Origin of the sequence: Deinococcus maricopensis DSM 21211 (assembly GCF_000186385.1) — a bacterium.
GTDB lineage: Bacteria > Deinococcota > Deinococci > Deinococcales > Deinococcaceae > Deinococcus_B > Deinococcus_B maricopensis.
The window spans coordinates 1-17,941 of record NC_014958.1 but is presented as its reverse complement, the minus strand read 5'-3'; the positions used below and the strand labels follow the sequence as shown (position 1 = coordinate 17,941).

Annotated in this window: 14 protein-coding genes; 2 read left to right on the top strand and 12 right to left on the bottom strand. The window is 68.5% G+C overall.

Going from position 1 to position 17,941, the window contains the following annotated elements:
- Positions 1–199 precede the first annotated feature (199 nt).
- The 4 genes from DEIMA_RS00075 to DEIMA_RS00060 form a co-directional block, all read right to left on the bottom strand.
- The gene (locus DEIMA_RS00075; RefSeq protein ID WP_013555183.1) at positions 200–781 is read right to left on the bottom strand and encodes a biotin transporter BioY; all 582 of its coding nucleotides are present in this window, start codon (positions 779–781) and stop codon (positions 200–202) included.
- Positions 778–1,710 carry a biotin--[acetyl-CoA-carboxylase] ligase gene (locus tag DEIMA_RS00070; RefSeq protein ID WP_013555182.1) on the bottom strand — a complete coding sequence of 311 codons (933 nt, stop codon included), beginning with the start codon at positions 1,708–1,710 and terminating at the stop codon, positions 778–780. Before DEIMA_RS00070 ends, DEIMA_RS00075 begins: the two co-directional genes overlap by 4 nt.
- 85 nt (positions 1,711–1,795) lie before the next feature.
- Complete coding sequence (locus DEIMA_RS00065; RefSeq protein WP_013555181.1) at positions 1,796–2,761, bottom strand: NAD-dependent epimerase/dehydratase family protein; 966 nt, start codon at positions 2,759–2,761, stop codon at positions 1,796–1,798.
- Between the two features lie 110 nt (positions 2,762–2,871).
- Positions 2,872–3,468 carry a TetR/AcrR family transcriptional regulator gene (locus tag DEIMA_RS00060; protein ID WP_013555180.1) on the bottom strand — a complete coding sequence of 199 codons (597 nt, stop codon included), beginning with the start codon at positions 3,466–3,468 and terminating at the stop codon, positions 2,872–2,874.
- 222 nt (positions 3,469–3,690) lie between these two features.
- On the opposite strand from DEIMA_RS00060, the gene DEIMA_RS00055 reads away from it, so the two are divergent.
- Positions 3,691–4,647 (top strand): asparaginase, encoded by a 957-nt coding sequence (locus DEIMA_RS00055; RefSeq protein WP_013555179.1) that lies wholly within the window; start codon positions 3,691–3,693, stop codon positions 4,645–4,647.
- A 55-nt stretch (positions 4,648–4,702) separates the two neighbouring features.
- Here the strand turns inward: DEIMA_RS00055 and DEIMA_RS00050 are convergent, their stop codons facing one another.
- The 4 genes from DEIMA_RS00050 to DEIMA_RS00035 all read right to left on the bottom strand — a co-directional run bounded on the left by DEIMA_RS00050 (position 4,703) and on the right by DEIMA_RS00035 (position 10,433).
- On the bottom strand, positions 4,703–8,431 hold the full coding sequence (locus DEIMA_RS00050; protein ID WP_013555178.1) for an ExeM/NucH family extracellular endonuclease: 3,729 nt from the start codon (positions 8,429–8,431) through the stop codon (positions 4,703–4,705).
- A gap of 211 nt (positions 8,432–8,642) precedes the next feature.
- On the bottom strand, positions 8,643–9,311 hold the full coding sequence (locus tag DEIMA_RS00045; protein ID WP_013555177.1) for a tRNA (adenine(22)-N(1))-methyltransferase: 669 nt from the start codon (positions 9,309–9,311) through the stop codon (positions 8,643–8,645).
- Positions 9,301–9,855 carry a YqhA family protein gene (locus tag DEIMA_RS00040; RefSeq protein WP_013555176.1) on the bottom strand — a complete coding sequence of 185 codons (555 nt, stop codon included), beginning with the start codon at positions 9,853–9,855 and terminating at the stop codon, positions 9,301–9,303. The genes DEIMA_RS00045 and DEIMA_RS00040 overlap by 11 nt, the downstream gene beginning before the upstream one ends.
- A 5-nt stretch (positions 9,856–9,860) precedes the next feature.
- Positions 9,861–10,433, bottom strand: a complete 573-nt coding sequence (locus DEIMA_RS00035; protein ID WP_013555175.1) for an MOSC domain-containing protein — start codon at positions 10,431–10,433, stop codon at positions 9,861–9,863.
- Between the two features lie 208 nt (positions 10,434–10,641).
- On the opposite strand from DEIMA_RS00035, the gene tyrS reads away from it, so the two are divergent.
- Complete coding sequence (gene tyrS / locus DEIMA_RS00030) at positions 10,642–11,865, top strand: tyrosine--tRNA ligase (RefSeq protein ID WP_013555174.1); 1,224 nt, start codon at positions 10,642–10,644, stop codon at positions 11,863–11,865.
- A gap of 168 nt (positions 11,866–12,033) precedes the next feature.
- Here the strand turns inward: tyrS and pyk are convergent, their stop codons facing one another.
- The 4 genes from pyk to dnaA all read right to left on the bottom strand — a co-directional run bounded on the left by pyk (position 12,034) and on the right by dnaA (position 17,718).
- A complete protein-coding gene (gene pyk, locus DEIMA_RS00025; protein ID WP_013555173.1) occupies positions 12,034–13,458 on the bottom strand; it encodes a pyruvate kinase in 1,425 nt (474 codons plus the stop codon).
- 81 nt (positions 13,459–13,539) lie between these two features.
- Positions 13,540–14,811: a phosphopyruvate hydratase gene (gene eno / locus DEIMA_RS00020; protein ID WP_013555172.1), complete on the bottom strand. Its 1,272-nt coding sequence runs from the start codon at positions 14,809–14,811 to the stop codon at positions 13,540–13,542.
- Between the two features lie 144 nt (positions 14,812–14,955).
- Positions 14,956–16,038 (bottom strand): DNA polymerase III subunit beta, encoded by a 1,083-nt coding sequence (dnaN, locus tag DEIMA_RS00015; protein WP_013555171.1) that lies wholly within the window; start codon positions 16,036–16,038, stop codon positions 14,956–14,958.
- Between the two features lie 288 nt (positions 16,039–16,326).
- Complete coding sequence (gene dnaA, locus DEIMA_RS00010) at positions 16,327–17,718, bottom strand: chromosomal replication initiator protein DnaA (RefSeq protein ID WP_043816302.1); 1,392 nt, start codon at positions 17,716–17,718, stop codon at positions 16,327–16,329.
- Positions 17,719–17,941: the final 223 nt, after the last annotated feature.

The following is a 17,941-nucleotide window of genomic DNA, read 5'->3' as shown; positions in this document are numbered from 1 at the left end:
CCACAGAGTTATCCACAGATTTGCCCGTCAGCCTGTGGATAACTCTGTGGATAACTTAGGGGCATCCGGGCTGGACCGGCTATTTATCAGCATTCATCTGACTTCGCCCTGACAGCGCTCTCACGATGTTTCACGGGGCCATGAAACAAGGGCGCCCGCGACTGGTCGCGGGCGCCTTCCCCTGCGGGACAGCTTCGGGTTACTTCTTGAGCATCGCCCAGGTGGCCGGCAGCAGCAGCGCCACCAGGCCCGCCTTCAGGGCGTCCCCGGCAATGAACGGCCACGCGCCCATGTTCAGCAGCGCCGCGACGCTCTGGTGCCCGGGCAGGGCCACGCCCAGCCACGTGACACCCATCAGGTAGTTCACGAACGTGGCGAGCAGCATCGCCAGCGCCGCCGTATGCAGGCGGCGGTCCACCGCGGCGCGCTGCACGAGCGCGCCCACCAGGGCGGCCATCACGGGGAAGCTGAGCAGGTAACCGCCGGTCGCGCCGAACAGTTTGGCCGCGCCCGCCGCGCCGCCCGAGAAGAACGGCAGGCCCGCCGCGCCCTCCGCGAGGTACGCAAGCGCCGCGAGCGCGCCCAGGCGCGGGCCCAGCGCCGCGCCGACCAGCAGCACGAACAGCGTCTGCAGCGTGATGGGCACCGGCGTCCACGGCAGCGGCACTTCAAGGCGCGCACCGAGCGCGATGAGCAGGCTGCCGCCCAGCACGAGGGCCACGTCGCGCGCGAGGGTGTGACGGGGGAAGGCGGTCTGAGCGAGGGTGGGGTGCATGATCATGAGGGGTCCTCCTGGAGGGTGGGTGAGGTGAACGTACCGACGAGTTCCACGTCGCCCGCGCCGACACGCACGACGCCATGGTCGGCGCGGACCAGCAGGCTGCCTTCAGCGTCCAGATCCTCCGCGACGCCTTCAATGATGCCCGCAGGCGTGGTGACCCGCACGGGCCGCCCCAGCGTGACGCTCGCCGCCCGCCAGGCCACGAGGACCTCCGCGGGCGGGCGGGCGAGCCACTCGTCGAACTGCGCGAGCAGCTCACGCAGCAATGCCGAGCGGGTCACGTCGCGCCAGGCGCTGAGGTGCGCGGCGCCGTCCGGGGCGGCGTGGACGTTCAGGCCCACACCGAGCACGGCGTGGCGGGCCTCCTCGCCGCGGACGTCCGCTTCGAGCAGGATGCCCGCGAGTTTGCGGCCGTCCGGCGCGAGCAGGTCGTTGGGCCACTTCAGGCCGCCCACCCCCGCGGCGCGGGCCACGGCGACGCCCGCCGCGAGCGGCAGGTGCGCGAGGTCACGGAGCGGGATGGGGCCGCGCAGCAGGGCACTGAAGGTGAGGGCGCCGCCGGGCGCGTGCCACGGGCGACCGCGGCGGCCACGGCCGAGCGTCTGGCGTTCAGCGAGGATGACGGCGCCGTGCGGCGCGGGATCGTGGGGGTCGTCGGCCCAGGCGCGCAGAGCGTCCTGGGTGCTGGTCGTGGTGCCGAGGTAACGGTACGCGCGCCCGAACGTGCCGCGGGCGTGCACGCGCGCAGGGGTGCCGGGCGTGAGGGCGTAGCCGCGCCGCGTGACCTGCACGGGCACACCCTGTTCGATCAGGGCGTGCGCGAGGTTATGGATGTTCACGCGGCCCATGCCGAGGTGCGCGGCGAGCGTCTGCCCGGACTGCGGGGTTTCGGTCAGGTGCTTGAGCAGACGGTCGGGCACGTTCAGCATTTTGCGAGGCGCGATGAACGAACGCAATGAACCGAGTGCAAGGACGGCCGGTCCTGGCTTGATCGGCACGGCCAGACCGTGTGCGTCAGGCGGGGCGGGCGGGCAGGCAGCCCAGCCCTTCGAGCGTGGTGCGGACCGCCGCGTCCCAGGGGGTGTGCGGCTCGGCGCCAAGGAACTGCACCAGGCGGCTGTGGTCCAGTTCCACCGGAGCGCGCCACAGGGCGCGCGTGGCGTACAGTTCCCGGGCGGTTTCGTTAAAGGGCGCGGCCAGGCCGAGCGCGAACCACGGCAGGGGCCGCACTTTCAGGGCCGCGTGGCCGGTGACGCGCTGGATGGTGCGGATCATCTGCTGGCCGTCGGCGTCCCAGTGACCGCGGAAGTGGAAGTGCGCGTACCGGTCGAGTTCGTGTTCGCGCTTGAGCAGGCGCGCGAACGTCTCGCCGGCGTCGGGGAGGTACGTCCAGCTGTGCCCGACGCCGCGTCGGCCGGGGAGCGTGAGGGTGCGGACGGGCTGTCCGGGCGTGACGAGGCCCTGCGCGAACCAGCTGTTGCCACTGCGCGGGCCGAAGAAGTCGCCGAAGCGGACGGTCAGGGACGCGACGCCGTCGCGCGCGGCCGCCTGGAGTTTCTGTTCGAGGGCGATGCGGATTCGGCCTTTGCGGCTGGTGGCGCGTTGGGGGCTGTCCTCGCGCAGGACGGGGTAGGCGTCGGGGCCGTAGTTGTAGATGGTGCCGGGCAGCAGGATGCGCGCGCCGCTGGCGCGGGCCGCCTGGAGGGTGTGGTCGATCATGGGGAGGACCAGTTGGGCCCACTGGCGATAGCCGGGGGGGTTCACGGCGTGGACGATGACCTGGGCGTCCTGCGCGGCGGTGCGAATGGCTTCGGGGTTCATGGCGTCGCCCTGAATCCAGGTCCAGCCGTTGGGGTCATGGGGTGGGGTGTGGCGGGTGAGGGCGCGGATGGTCCAGCCGTGGCGGGCGAGGGCGGTGGCGGTTTCGTGGCCGATGCCGCCGGTGGCGCCGAGCACGAGGGCCGTGCGGGTGGGGGTCATGGTGAGCTCCTTAGGGTGTGAGGTGGGTAGGTGCGTGGCTGTAGGACAGGAATACGCATTTTTAACGTTGGTTTTATTCTTATCATTGATAGATAACTGGTCAAAAAACATCACCTTGCCTCCTTCCAGGCCTGTAGCAGGGCGTGCATGGCGCGCAGGGCCAACTGTTCAGCCCGCTGAAACCCGATGGCCGGGAGGAAGCCGAGGGTCGCCATGCCGTGCAGCACGCCCCACGCCATCTCGCAGGCCTCGACCGGGTCACCCAGGGTGGCGCCCTGCTCGTCCGCCCACGTCTGCAGGACGTCCGTGGTGAGGGCTGTGACGCCCCCAGCGGCCTGCTGCCGTGCCTGGACGTCCAGGACGACGCCACTCAGGCCGTTCATGAGCTCGTAGAGGCGAGTCTGTTCGCGTGCGAAGGCCAGGTACGCCCGCCCGAGTGCGGTGGGTCGCTCCTCAGGGGTGGCGGAGCGGGCAGCCTGCTCCATTCGGGCGTGCAGCTGCGCGAACCCCTGTTCCATCAGGGCCTGCAGAGCGGCGTCCTTGTTGGCGAAGTGCTGGTAGATGATCGGCGAGGTGTAATCAATCTCCTGGGCAATGCGCCGGATCGTGACCGCGCCCCAGCCTTCGCGCTCGGCAAGACGCTGCGCGGCCAGCAAGATGTTCTCGCGGTTGGTGGCGTGCTGTCGTTCACGGCGACTGGGACTCATTTCTATCTCCGATCTTTTATCTATCGTTGATAATAAACAGCCGGTGCGCTGAAGTCAACCATCCGGCCAGCATCACGCCCTCGCCCCACTGCATCACCTTGACCCAGGATGCATACCGAGCTATGCTTTGTTTATCACCGCCTGCAAAGGCGGCTTTTTTATTTCGTACACTCTCCCCGTGACCGTCTCACCCCTCCCCCACCCCACCCCCCGGAACCGCTGATGCCGCGCCTCGCCCTCATCAACACCGGTGGCACCATCGCCAGCCGCCCCGATCCCGGCGGCGCCGGCCTCACCCCCCAGACACCCCCGCAACTTCAGGGCCTGCCGGACGTGGACGTCACCACCTTCCAGCCGTTCACGCTGCCCAGCCCGCACGTCACCCCTCAGCACATGCACGCCCTGCGCGCCCTGATCGAACGGGAAGCCCAGCACTTCGACGGCGTCGTCGTCACCCACGGCACCGACACCCTCGAGGAAACCGCGTTCTTCCTGCACCTCACCCTCGGGACGCACACGCCCGTCGTCCTGACCGGCAGCATGCGCCACGCCGAGGAACTCTCCTGGGACGGTCCCGGCAACCTCCTGGATGCCGCGCAGGTCGCCTTGCACCCCGCCACGCAGGGCCGCGGCCCCCTGGCCGTGTTCGGCGGTGACGTCTTCGACGCGCGCACCGTCACGAAAGTCCACACCACCGCTGTCGACGCTTTCGGCGGCTACCCCGGCCCCATCGGCCGCATCGACCACGGCCCGCACGGCGCGGAACTCCGGTACTTCGCGCGGCCCGAAACGCGCCCGGTGTTCGGTCCGGACACCATCACGGCCCGCGTGGAAATCCTGTACGCCTACGCCGGCTGGCAGGGCGAAGGCTTCGCGGAAGCCGCCGCGCGCGCGCAGGGCCTCGTGATTGCCGCGCTTGGCACCGGCAACCTCCCTCCGGAACTGCTGCCGCTCATCCAGGAGAGCCCCGTGCCGGTCGTCATTGCCACGCGCACGCACGCCGGGCCGGTTCTGCCGGTGTACGGGTACGCGGGCGGCGGCGCCACCCTGGTGCGCGCCGGCGCGGTTCCCGCCAGCTTTCTGAACGCGCACAAGGCGCGCCTGCTGCTGATGATTCTGCTCAGCCTCGGCGCGGGCCGCGACGAGATCGCCCGGGTGTTCCGCGACGGCGCCTTCTGACGCCGGCTCAGGAGCACGGACGCCCCGAGGGGCGTCCGTGCTCCTGTCCTGAAATTCAGTGGCTGCTGGTGCGGGGGTTACGCGCGGCCGCCTGGAAGTCGGCTTTGTTGTTGTCGGTGTCGGCACCGTTCGCGCGGAAGATCGCCTGCGTGCTCGACGGGGCGGGCGCCGCCGCGCCCTCCACGAAGGCGTTGGTGGCCGTGCCGTACCCGACGCTGTCCACAACGGCGTCGTTGCAGATCAGGGCCACGCCGCCGGCCGTGGCGGACAGTCCGGCGGAGAATTTCGCGTCGGCCGTGCCCGGGTAGGCGCTGCCTGCCGCCAGCCAGTACTTCCCGGCGGGCAGGTTCGCGCTGAGCGCCGCACTGAGGTTCGTGTCGGACGTGCCGGCCGCCGAGCGGTACACCAGTTTGCAGCCGCTCAGGTTCACGTTCGCGCTGGTCGGGTTGTACAGCTCGATGTACTCGTCGCTCGCGCCGGCTGGACCGGCGGTCGCCACCTGGCTGATGACCACGTGCCCGCTCGGCGTGGGCGTGGTCGCGTCGGTGACCGTCACGGTGCTGGCGGCGGTCCTGGTGGTGCCGTCGCGTTCGGCGGTGGCCGTCACGGTGTACGTGCCTGCGGTGGCGTAGGTGTGCGTGGCGGTCGTCGCGCCGCCGGTGAGGGTATCGGTGGCGCCGTCACCCCAATTGACCTGGACGCTGCTGGGGTTCCCTGGCGCGCTCACCGTCACGGTGTACGCCTGGCCGGTCGTGGCGGTGCCGGGGGCGCTGAGGGTCACGCCGAGCGGCTGTTCGGCGCTGTCCGCCGTGAGGTTCAGGCCGACAAGGACGGGGTCGTGGTCGCTCGCGCGGAACGCCGTGGGGGCGTACAGGTCGGGCGTGGTGCAGGTCGTGCTCTTGCACTCAGGGTTGTTCTTGAATTCGACGTTGTAGTCGAGGAACACCGGCTCGTCGCTGTTGATGTGCCACTCGGTGATGCCCGTGACCTGCCCCGCGAGGGCGGTGCTGGCGAGGGCGTGGTCGAGGTACCCGAACTGGCCGCTGAACTGGTAGCTGTAGCGGTCCTCGGCGGGGATGCGTTTGTTGAGGCTCTCGAAGCCGCCCGCCACGAGCGTGCGGATGGGGTCCTCGTCGCCGTAGGCGTTCAGGTCCCCCATGATCAGGACGTCCGGGTCGCCGGTGCTGGCGCGCAGCTGTTCCGCGAACGCGAGGACCGCCTGGGCCTGCTGGACGCGCAGGGTGTTCCAGCAGCCCTGACCGTTGTCGGTGTCGCCACTGTTCGGGCAGCTGCCCTTGCTCTTGAAGTGGTTGGCGATGACCGTGAAGGTGCCGCCGCTGCTCAGGTCGCGGAAGGTCTGCGCGACGGGTGGCCGGGAATACACGCTGTTCTGGTCGATGCGCGGCGCCCCCACCAGGGTCACGCGGGCGGGCTTGTAGATCATGGCGACGCGGATGGCGTCCGTGCCGACCTTACCGGTGGACAGCGCGGCGTACACGTTCTGGCCGTACGCGGCGTTCAGGGCGCCCGTGAGGTCGTTCAGGGCGGCGTCGCTGTCGTTCTGGATTTCCATGAGCGTGACGACGTCCGCGTCGAGGCCCTTGAGGGCGGCGACGATCTTGGCTTTCTGACGCGCGAACTCGTACGCGCTGTTCGCGCCGCGGTCGTTGCTGCCGAACGTCGTGAAGTAATTCAGGACGTTCGCGCCCGCGACCTTCAGGGTGCCGCCGACCGCTTTGGGCGTGTCCTGACGGGGGTTGGCGCTCTCGAACACTGGGGCCGTGGTGGGCTGAATCTTGTACGCGTCGTTCGCGTAGTGCACGACGCCGGTCAGGCCGGTGACGGTGTCGCCGGTGCGGCGCGTGGCGGTGACGTCACTGCCCGTGAGGTACGGAACGCTCGCGGGGTTCTGGGCGGTGTTCAGGTCGTCGAGGCGGATGGTGCGCCGCGCGGCGTCCACGGTGCCGGGCTGGCCGTTGGTGGGGTTGAACACGCGCCCGCCGCTGCTGAGGCCCAGCTCGCCGTAGCGGCCGAGGGTGTAGTTGTCCGTGACGGTCAGGGGGGTGGGGATGGTCACACGCATGCCCTCGTACCGTTCGAGGTCGCTGGCGTTCGCGAGCGGGAAGCTGAGCGTGACGGGCGCGGGCACGGTGGTGGTGCCGCAGAAGCTTACGTTCTGAAGCGTGTCGAGCTGCGTGCCGGTGCCGGGCAGCTTGTCGCTCGCGCCCTTGAATTCCTTGACGGTGGCCGTGAACTGCACGACGTCACCGGCCTTGACGGTCTGCGGGGCGGCGCCGGTGTACACGAACACGCCGTCGCTGGTGTCGGGATTCGCGTCGGGCATGAGGTCCTGCAGGTAGAAGCCGCGCAGGCCGCTCTGCGCGTCAAGCGTGACGATGCCGCGCACGGTGACGCCCTGGCCGACGAGCGGGCTGGTCGCGCCGCTGCCCTGCACCGCGCCGATGGTGGTGAGGGTCCCGCCGGGCGCGGGGCAACTGACGCTGCCGCTCGCCGTGAACGGCGCGCTGAAAACGTTCGGTTGGCCCAGCGTGGGCGTGACGCTCTGCGTGCTCCCGTCGGTGCCAGTGCCGTCGGCGCTGATGGCGCGGTACGTGACGCCGTACGTGAACCCGGCGGGCAGGCCGAGCGTGGCGCTCCACGTGCCGTTCGCGCGCGGGATCAGTTCGAGGGTGTACCCGCGCTTGAGGTCCTGGCGGCGCAGCGCCTGCGCGCCGACCGGGGCGGTCACGGTGGCGTTCACGCGCTGCGCGCCGGCGGGCACGCCGGTCACTTCGAGGGTGGCGGGCGTGATGTCCGCGCCGAGGTCGATGCTGACGGGCGTGTCGGTCGTGTCGATGACGTTCACGGTGCGGACGGCGCGGCCGGACGTGCCGCTGGCGTTCGTGACGGTGACGCTGACGTTGCGGGCGCCGGGCGCGCTGAACACGTGCGTGTAGGTGGCGTCCAGGACGCTGCCGGTGAGCGGGTAGGTGTCGCTGCTGCCGTCGCCCCATTCCACGCGCGCGCCCGCCAGGCCGTCGCCCTGCGCCTGCACGCGCACGCTGAAGGGGTCGTTCTTCTTGACGCTTTCGGGCGCGGTGACGGCTGTGATGGTGGGGGCGGGTGCGGCGACGTCCTTGAGGGTCACGCTGGTGGTGACGTCACTTTCGGACAGTATGGTGGTGGCATTCCCCTGCTGCTGCACCGCACCACTCTGGTCGAGGCCCTGCACGAGGACGCTCAGGTCGCGGCCGCTGGGCACGCCCTGCACGGTGCCGGTCGCGGTGGTGCCCTGCACGTTCAGGCGCGCTTCGAGGCCGCCGACCCGGGCGATGACGACGTCGCTCTTGCTGCTGAGCCCGAGGGCGTTCACGGTGATGGCGCTCGTTACGCGGTTCATGCGGAGCACGACGGGGGTGGCGTCCTTGAGGTTCACGTCCACAGTGGTTTTGTAGAGCGTGACCTGCCGGTCGGCGTCGTCGTAGCCGCGCGCGACGAGGGTGTAGGCGCCCTTGGCAACGTTGCTGAGGTTGATGGACGCCACACCACCCTCCAGCGTGGCGGTGTAGGTGCGGGAGTCATTCTGGGTGCTGCTGTCCTTGCCGGTGACGTCCAGCGTCACGAGCTTCACCTGGGTGGGGATGGAGAGCAGGCGCACGCTGGTGGTGGTGGAGCCCGTCGTGGGGGCGGGGGCCTGCTGCCCGCACGCGGACAGCAGCAGCGCACCGGTCAGGAGGGCGTACGGGGCCGCGCGGCGGGTGGCCGCGTGTGAAAAGTTCAACATGGACCCATCATCAACACGCTCGGTCAGGTGAAGTTCAGATGAAGGCCCCGATCCTGCTGTGCTTTCACAGACCCACGGGGGGCCATCCGGCGACCCCGCTGGTGCCAACGCAGCCCCGCGCCACAACCAGCCATAAAAAAGCCGCCTTGATCGGCGGTGATAAAAACAGGATACCCCGGTATGCAGCCGTCGTCAAGGGTATGCGGCGGGTTCAGGTGTGCATCCAGGCCAGGGCGCTCTGCACGTCGCTCAGGTGCCGCAGGACGTCCGCGCGGGCATGCGCGGTGAGTGGCGCGAGGCGGGCGCGCTGCCGCTCCAGCACCGCCAGCAGTTGCGGGTCGCGGGCGCGCAGCAGGTGCGGCCCGAACCGCTCCGCGAGGGCACCCGGCACGCCCTCGTACGCCGGGTCCGGCCCCTCCGCACGCCGCAGGTGCAGCACCGGGTACGTCCAAAAGCCCGGCGCGAGCGCCTCACCGCGCAGGTGGTACGCCTGGGCGCGCGCCCAGGCCCGCAGCGGCGCCGCGTCGTCATTCGGCTGCAGCACCAGCGCGGGCGGCAGGCGGTCCCCCGCACGCGCCAGCACGCCCAGCATGGTGCGCACCCCCATGCCGGTCATGCTGGCGCTCTCCACCTCGCCGGGCGTGAGGGGCGCGAGTCCGTCCCCCTCACGGACCTCGCAGCGGTCCGTGAGGCCCGCGCGGGCCACGGCTGCGCGCGCGTTGCGCAGCGGCCCCTCGGTCTTCTCCACGATCACGGCGCGTTCCACCCGGCCGCTCGTCAGCAGGGCCACCGGCAGCGCGGCGTGGTCACTGCCGATGTCCGCGTGCACAGCCGCGCGGATGAACTGCGCGGCTGCCTCCAGGCGTGCGTCAAGCGTCATCGTCACGGGCGTGGTCGGGTGGGGTGGGGTGGGCGGCGCGGCCCAGCATCCCGCTGTACGCCGCGGCCGCGAGGATCACCACGGCGATCGCCGCGCCGTACGCGAGGACGCCGCTGCCGCCGTCCCATTCCACCGCCACGCTGAAGAACTTCACCACCAGGGCGACCACCACGATGCCGAGCAGCTTGGCTTTCAGGTCATCGAAGGTGCGGATGTGCAGCCACGCCGGCACCCGCTCGATGCGCCCCACGAACAGCATCTGCAGGCCCAGGCTGATGATCAGCAGGGCCGTGGCGACCAACAACGTGTCCGCCTGCTGCACCGCCGCGACCAGCAGATGCTCGGTCGCGTCCGCGTCCCCCAGGTGACGCAGGGCGCCGCGCAGCGTCGTGACGGTCTGCGCGACCCCCGCGATGAACAGCACCAGCGCGAACGCGAAGCTGCTCAGCACGCCCAGTTCGACGATGAGCAGCGAGAAGCCGAGCGCGCGGCCCCAGCCGGGCAGGGCAGGGCGGCGGGGCGGGTGGGGGTCGGGGGCGCTCACGCGCTTCAGGATACGGGGTGGAGCGGCAGGGCCTCCACCACGTCCCCCACCCGCAGGGTGCCGCCCACGATGACGCGCGCCGTCAGGCCACCGTGGCCGCGCACGGCGTTGTACCCTCCGGGGCCGAGGTTCTCCTCCATGCGAGAGCACGGGTGGCACTCCCCTGTTCCCTCCAGCACCACGTCCCCGAGGCGGAAGCGGCGGTCCTTGAGGGCCAGCAGCGGCAGGCCGCGCACGACGATGTTGCGGCGCAGCAGCTCCGGCGTGACCTCCTCCAGCCCGGCGAGCGCCGCGATGACCGGCAGGTGCTCCGCCTGAATGAGCGTCACCTGCCGCTTGCCCGGACCACCAGGAATGGGCGTGGCGGCCCCGGCCTGCGGGGCCTCGCCGGGCTCACCCGTGAGGGCCCGCAGGCGCGCCGGCGCGACCTTTCCATGGTCGCCGATCAGGCCCACGAGGGGGTGCACCTCCACCTCCGGGACGCTCAGGACCGGCGCGCGGCGGGCGCTGCGCACGCCGAGCCACTCCACGACGCCCGCGCGGGGCAGGTGCGCGCGCAGTTCCTGCATGGTCAGCATGCGCTCAGGCTAGCGCACGCGCCGGTCGTGCAGACGCCCGGGTAGCGCGGCGCGGCGCGCGCCCCCTAGAATGCGGGGCATGAAGCGCACGCTGTACGCGTATTCCCCTCGCCGCTCGCGGGTGGGGTAAGCGTTCACGCGCCTCCAACGTCCACCCTCAGCGGCGTGCCAGCATCGGCACGCGCCTTTTTTTGATTGGAGTGACTCAATGACCGACATCAGACGCAACGTCCCCGTACTGGAACAGCTCGCGGTCCTCAAGCGTGGCGTGGTGGACCTCGTGACCGAGGAGGACCTGAAAACGAAGCTGGAGCGCGGCACGCCCCTGCGCGTGAAGCTCGGCGCGGACCCGACCCGCCCGGACCTGCACCTCGGGCACGCCGTGATCCTGCGCAAGATGCGGCAGTTCCAGGACCTCGGGCACAAGGTGATCATGCTGATCGGCGACTTCACGGCGATGATCGGCGACCCGAGCGGCAAGAGCAAGACGCGCCCGCCGCTCACGCTGGAAGAGACCCGCGCGAACGCCGTGAGCTACCTGGAGCAGTGCAAGCTGGTGCTGCGCTCGGACCCGGAGGTGCTAGAGGTCCGCTTCAACGGCGAGTGGCTGGAGCCGATGGGGTACGCCGACATCATCCGCCTCGCCAGCAAGTACACGGTGGCGCGCATCCTGGAGCGCGACGACTTCACCAAGCGCCTCGCGGCGGGCACGCCCGTGCAGATGCACGAACTGCTGTACCCGCTCACGCAGGGGTACGACAGCGTGGCGCTGGAGGCGGACGTGGAGTTGGGCGGCACGGACCAGCTGTTCAACAACCTGGTGGGGCGCGCGCTGCAGCGCGACTACGGGCAGGCGGCGCAGGTCGTGATGACGCTGCCGCTGCTGGTCGGCCTGGACGGCGTGGAGAAGATGTCCAAGAGCCTCGACAACTACATCGGCCTGACGGACGAGGCGCACGAGATGTTCGCGAAGCTGATGAAGGTGCCGGACACACTGCTGCTCAACTACTTCACGCTGCTCACGGACCTGTCGGAAGCGCGCATTGAGGAGCTGCTCGCCGGACACCCGGTCACGGCGCACCGGGAACTGGCGCGCGCCGTGACGGCGTGGCTGCACCCGGAGGCTGACCTGGACGCCGCCGAGGAGCGCTACAAGGCCGTGGCGAAGGGCGGCATTCCCGAGAACATCCCCTCGGTGACGGTGCCGACCGAGGAGCTGAACGCGGACGGCGTGGTGGGCCTGTTCCGGTTGGTGGCGCTCGCCGGGCTGGAACCGAGCAACGGCGCGGCCCGCAAACTGATCCAGAACCGCGGGCTGAAGGTCAATGGCGAGGCGGCCACGGACCCTCAGACGGCAGTCACCATTCCGGCCGAAGGGCTGGTGCTGCAGAAGGGAAAAGACAAGTTCGTGCGCCTGCTCCCGGCAACTTAAGACTTCATAAAGAAAGCGGGCCTTTTTATGATAAAAAGGCCCGCTTTTGCTCGTGCTGACGGTGTTTATCCACAGGCACAGGGGGTTTATCCACAGGCATTGTGGATAAACCCCTCAAGTACCCTGCTGAAAATTCACGGCCGGAATCCCGGCTTCAGCGCCGTACGCTTACTGCCGAAGTTTCTCGACGCGCAGCATGTTCGTGCTGCCCGCCACGCCAAACGGCACGCCCGCCGTGATGACGTACCGCTCGCCGACCGCGGCGAGGCGGCTGTCGCGCAGGGTGTTGTTCGCGATGCGCACCATGTCGTCGGTGTCGTGCGGGTCCTCGCTGAGGATCGGCACGATGCCCCACGAGAGCGCCAGCTGACTGCGCGTCTGCTCGTTGGGCGTGAGCGCCAGAATCGGCAGCTTCGGGCGGTTCTTCGCGACGCGCGTGGCGGCCCCGCCGGTCTTCGTGAACGTCACGATGGCCGCGAGGTCCATACGCTCACCGATGTTGCACGCAGCCTGCGCGATGGCGTCTTGCGCGAGCGTCGTGTCGATCTCCTGGGCCTGCATGATCTTGTACTCGGCGCTGGCTTCCGCTTCGCGGGCGATGTGGTCCATCATGCTGACGGCTTCGACCGGGTACAGGCCGGCGGCGCTCTCGGCGCTGAGCATCACGGCGTCAGTGCCGTCGAAAATGGCGTTCGCCACGTCGGACGCTTCCGCGCGGGTGGGACGCGGCAGGTTGATCATGCTCTCGAGCATCTGCGTGGCCGTGATGACCGGCTTGCCAGCTTCGCGGCACGCGCGGATCAGGCGTTTCTGGATGATCGGCACCTGTTCCGGGCGCATCTCGACGCCCAGGTCGCCGCGCGCGACCATCACGCCGTCGCACTCCTTGAGGATGTCGTCGAAGCGTTCCACGGCCTGCGGCTTCTCGATTTTCGCCATCAGTTTCGCGCGGCTGCCAGCGCGCGCGAGGTAGTGGCGGGCGAGCAGCAGGTCGTCGCGGCTGCGCACGAAGCTGAGCGCCACCCAGTCCACGCCGAGCTCCGCGCCGAAGGTCAGGTCCTCGACGTCCTTGTCGCTGAGCGCGGGGACCGTCAGGTCCGCTTCGGGGACGTTGATGCCCTTGTTGTTCTTCAGGACGCCGCCGACCGTCACGACGGTGTGCACGTCGTGGCCCTGCACCTTAGTGACTTCAAGGGCCATGTTGCCGTCGTCGAGCAGCAGTGCCATGCCGGGGCGCACGTCGAGCGCGAGGCCCTTGTAAGTGCTGCTGACGCGCTCGGCGGTGCCTTCCACGTCGTCCATGGTGATGATGAACGGCTGGCCAGCGCTCAGCGTGACCGGGCCGTCCTTGAAGCGGCCCACGCGGATCTTAGGCCCCTGCAGGTCCTGCAGGATGCCGATACTCACGCCTTTTTTCTTGGCGAGGGCGCGGACCATGTCGTACGTCTGGCGGTGGTCTTCCTGGTCGCCGTGGCTGAAGTTCATGCGGACGACGTTCAGGCCCGCGTCAATCATGCGCTCCAGGGTTTCCGGGTTGCGGCTGGCCGGGCCGATCGTCGCGACGATCTTGGTGGCGCGATCAAAGTGCTTCATGTGTGCTCGTTTCCGTGGGGCGTCTTGGAACGCCTTCCACTCAGGTGAGCGGGCGGGCCGCAGCCCGCCCGCTCAGGTGCTTTAGCGCAGCAGCGCGGCGCGGCCCAGGAACACGGCGGCGTCGCCGAGCTGGTGTTCGATGCGCAGCAGCTGGTTGTACTTCGCGATGCGGTCGGAGCGGCTGGCGCTGCCCGTTTTGATCTGGCCGGCGTTCGTGGCGACCGCGAGGTCCGCGATGAACGCGTCTTCGCTTTCGCCGCTGCGGTGGCTGATGACGGTGGTGTAGCGGTGGCGCTTGGCAAGTTCGATGGCGTCCATCGCCTCGGTGAGCGTGCCGATCTGGTTGACCTTCACGAGGATGCTGTTCGCGACGCCTTCGCGCAGGCCGCGGCCCAGACGCTCGGGGTTCGTGACGAACAGGTCGTCGCCGACGAGCTGCACGCGTTCACCGATGGTGTCCGTGAGCAGCTTCCAGCCGGCCCAGTCGTCCTCGTGCAGGCCGTCCTCGATGCTGACGATGGGGTAGCGGCTGGCCCAGTCGGCCCAGAAGTCCACCATTTCCTCGCTGCTGAGCACGCGGCCTTCGCCTTCGAGGTGGTACTGACCGTCCTTGTACAGCTCGCTGGTGGCCGGGTCGAGCGCGATGGCGATGTCCTTGCCGGGCTCGTACCCGGCTTTCTCGATGGCTTCGAGCAGCACCTCGAGGGCTTCCTCGTTGCTGCCGAGGTCCGGCGCGAAGCCGCCCTCGTCGCCGACGTTGGTGTTGTACCCGCGGGCGCTGAGGACCTTCTTGAGCTGGTGGAAGGTTTCGGCGCCGTAGCGGAGCGCTTCGCGGAAGCTGGGTGCGCCCACGGGCATGACCATGAATTCCTGGAAGTCGACGCTGTTGTCGGCGTGGGCGCCCCCGTTGATGAGGTTCATCATGGGGAGCGGGAGGGTTTTGGCGTTGTTGCCGCCGAGGTAGCGGTACAGCGGCACGCCGAGGCCTTCGCTCGCGGCGCGGGCGGTGGCCATGCTGACCGCCAGCATGGCGTTGCCGCCGAGGCGCGCCTTGTTGGGGGTGCCGTCGAGGGCCAGCATGGCGCGGTCAATGGCGACCTGGCTGCTGGCGTCCATGCCGATCAGCTCCGGGGCAATTTCGGTGTTGACGTTCTCGACGGCCTTCAGGACGCCTTTGCCGAGGTAGCGTTCGCCGCCGTCACGCAGTTCCAGCGCCTCGTGGGTGCCGGTGCTGGCGCCGCTGGGCACGATGGCGCGGCCCACAAAGCCGCTTTCCAGCGTGACTTCCGCTTCGACGGTGGGGTTGCCTCGGGAGTCGAGCACTTCACGGGCGATGATGTTCTCAATCTTCATGGGTTCCTCCAACCTCCGCAGAGGTGTACGCAAGACACTATATGCCGCTCGCGGGGCGTACGGCTCTGCCCCGTACCCTACACCGAGTTCAGGGATCAGGGCGTCAGGGCCGGGGAGAGCGTGGGGGCTCTCCCCAGGCGGACCTCAGACGCGCAGCGGCACGACCACCGCGAGGTACCCGCCGCCCTCCACCGCACGGAACATCGCCGGGCTGGTGGACCCGCTGAACAGCAGCTCAGCGGCACCATCAATGGGGCCCAGGGCGTCCAGCACGTACTTCGCGTTGAAGCCCAGGCTCATGGCCGGCTCGTCCCCGGCCTGCTCGACCGTCAGGGTGTCCTGCGCGCGGCCGTAGTCCCCTTCGGTCGCCAGCCGCAGCGTTCCCTCAGACACCAGGAACTCCACGCGATTGTTGGCATTCTTGTCGGCCAGGACTGCCACGCGCGACACGGCCTCCTTGAGCGCCGCGGCCTGCAGGCGCACCTGCAGCTTGATGTCGCGGGGAATCACGCGCTCGTAGTCGGGGAAGTCCCCGTCCATCAGCTTCACATTCATGCGGACGCGGTCGGTGGTAACGCCGAGCGCCCCTTCGCCGTACGCGAGGCGCACCTCGCCGTCCCGCAGCACGCGCACGAGTTCGTCGGCGCTGCGGGCGGGCAGGATCAGGTTCTGGCCATCCCCGTGCGCAGCGAAGTCCCGCAGGGCCAGACGGAAGCCGTCGGAGGCGATCACGCGCGCCTGTCCGCCGCGGTATTCGAGCTTGATCCCCCGGAACACCGCCTGGAAGGCTTCGTTGCTGGCCGCGTAGCGGACGCTGGAGAGGGCCTTGGCCAGTTCTGCCGCGTCAAGGGTGGTGTCCACGTGGTCGGGGAAGCTGAGCGGCGGGTAGGCGCTGAGGTCGCCGGTCTGCAGTTTGAATTCGGAGCCGCCCGCGCGGACGGCGAGTTCGTTGCCGCTGTGTTCCAGTTCGACCAGTTCACCGCCGAGGTTGCGGACGATCTGGGCGAACAGGTGCGCGGGCACGACGAAAGCGGCCTGTTCGTTCACTTCGGCGGCGACAAAGCAGCTCAGGTCGATTTCGAGGTTGGTGCCGCTGAGGGTGAGGCCACGTTCGGTGGCGTCCACTTTGAGGGCGGTGAGGAGGGGGTTGCTGTTGCGTGCGGGGATGATGCGTTCGAGCATCCCCACCCCTTCGTTCAGGGCTTTCTTGCTCACCTGGGCGCGCATATCTTTTACCTCTTTCTCTTTATCTAAAAGAATAGTAGTAGTAATAGTAAGGGCTGTGGAAACTGTGGATAACTGGGTTTCAAGTTGTCCAGGACAGCGTTTTACCTGTGGATAATTCTGTGGATAACTCCGGGTTGCCTGTGGATAACCTGTGGAAAACATCCCCAGTTATCCACAGGGGTCAGGGCACCCTACTTTTCCACAGGGTTATCCACAGCTTTTCCACAGGGTTATCCACAGCTTTTTCCACAGAAAGTGAAGTCTTTTCACAAGCGATCATGGGTTTGTTCACAGGCCACCGCCCAGAGGGTCGCCACCCTGCAGAATCTGCCGCAAGGCGTCAATGTGCGCTGTCAGGTCGGCATCCTTCCCGACGGCCTCGGTCACCTTCTGAATGGAGTGCAGCACCGTCGAGTGGTCCCGCCCAAAAAACTGCCCGATTTCCGGCAGCGAGTGGCTCGTCAGCTCCCGAATCAGGTACATGGCCACCTGACGCGGCACCACCACGTCCCGAGCGCGCCCGGCCCCCTTAAGGATGTCGGTGCTCACGCCAAAACGCTCACCGACGACGCGCAGCACGTCCTTCATCTCGACGTTCACCTCCTGCGAGGCGAACACGTCACTCAGGGCCTTAGCGGCCACGGCGCGCGAGAAGGGCACGTTGTTCAGGCTGGAGAACGCCACGACGCGCATCAGGGCGCCCTCCAGTTCACGGATGTTGCTGGTGACCTGCCGCGCGACCTGCTCCAGCACGTCCTGCGGAATGTCGATATGGCGGTGCTCGGCGTTCATTTTCAGGATCGCCACGCGCGTCTCGAACTCCGGTGACTGGATGTCCGTGATCAGGCCCCACTCAAAGCGACTGCGCAGCCGCCCCTCCAGCGTCTGGATGTCCTTCGGCGGGCGGTCCGAGCTGAGGATGATCTGCTTGTGGTTCTCGTACAGCGCATTGAAGGTGTGGAAGAACTCCTCCTGCGTGCGTTCCTTGCCCGCCAGGAACTGGATGTCGTCCACCAGCAGCAGGTCCACGGAGCGGTACTTGTTGCGGAACTGCGTCATCTTGTCGTCGCGGATGGCGTTGATCAGTTCGTTCGTGAAGCTTTCGGTGGACAGGTACTCGATGCGCTTGTCCGGGTAACGTTCCGCAATGTAATGCCCGACGGCGTGCATCAGGTGGGTTTTGCCCAGGCCGACGTCCCCGTAGATGAACAGCGGGTTGTACGCCCGACCAGGACTCTCCGCGACGGCCAGCGCGGCCGCGTGCGCGAGGTTGTTGTTCGGGCCGACCACGAAGTTCTCGAAGGTGTACTTCGGGTTCAGGCTCTTGCGGTTCTCCCCGCTGCCCACGGGCAGCGGCGCTGGCCCCGGCAGCGCCCGCGTCCTGGGCGGCGGGGACACTTCAGGTTCGTTGACGGGCAGCATCATGGCGTCCTGCACGGCCGGCAGCACCTGGAAGCTCACCTGGGGGCTCTGCGCTCCCAGACTGCGCAGGGCGTCTTCGAGCAGTTCCAGGTAGTGTTTGCGGAACCACTCCTGCGCGAAGGAGTTGCGCACGCCGAGGACCAGGGAGCCCTGCTGTACGCCGAGCGGTTTCACCGGCGCGAACCATGTGTGGTACTCCACTTCGGAGATGTTATTGCGGACGTAACGCAGCACGTCCGCCCAGATTTCCTGCGAGATACGGCACCTCCTCGGGACTGTGCTCCGCGAATCATACAGCGTTCCCGCAGCCTGTGGATAACTCCGGGAATGTCCACAGGGACGTGTGGAAAAGTCCCCGTCCTGTGAATGAAGGCCATGCTGGCGTTGTGGTCGTATGGCCCTTGCAGGGGAGGGCCTCGGGCTGGCGGCTGGTGAGGTGCGTCCTTTCTTTCCCGGGCGCGTTGTTCTACACTGCTTCGGT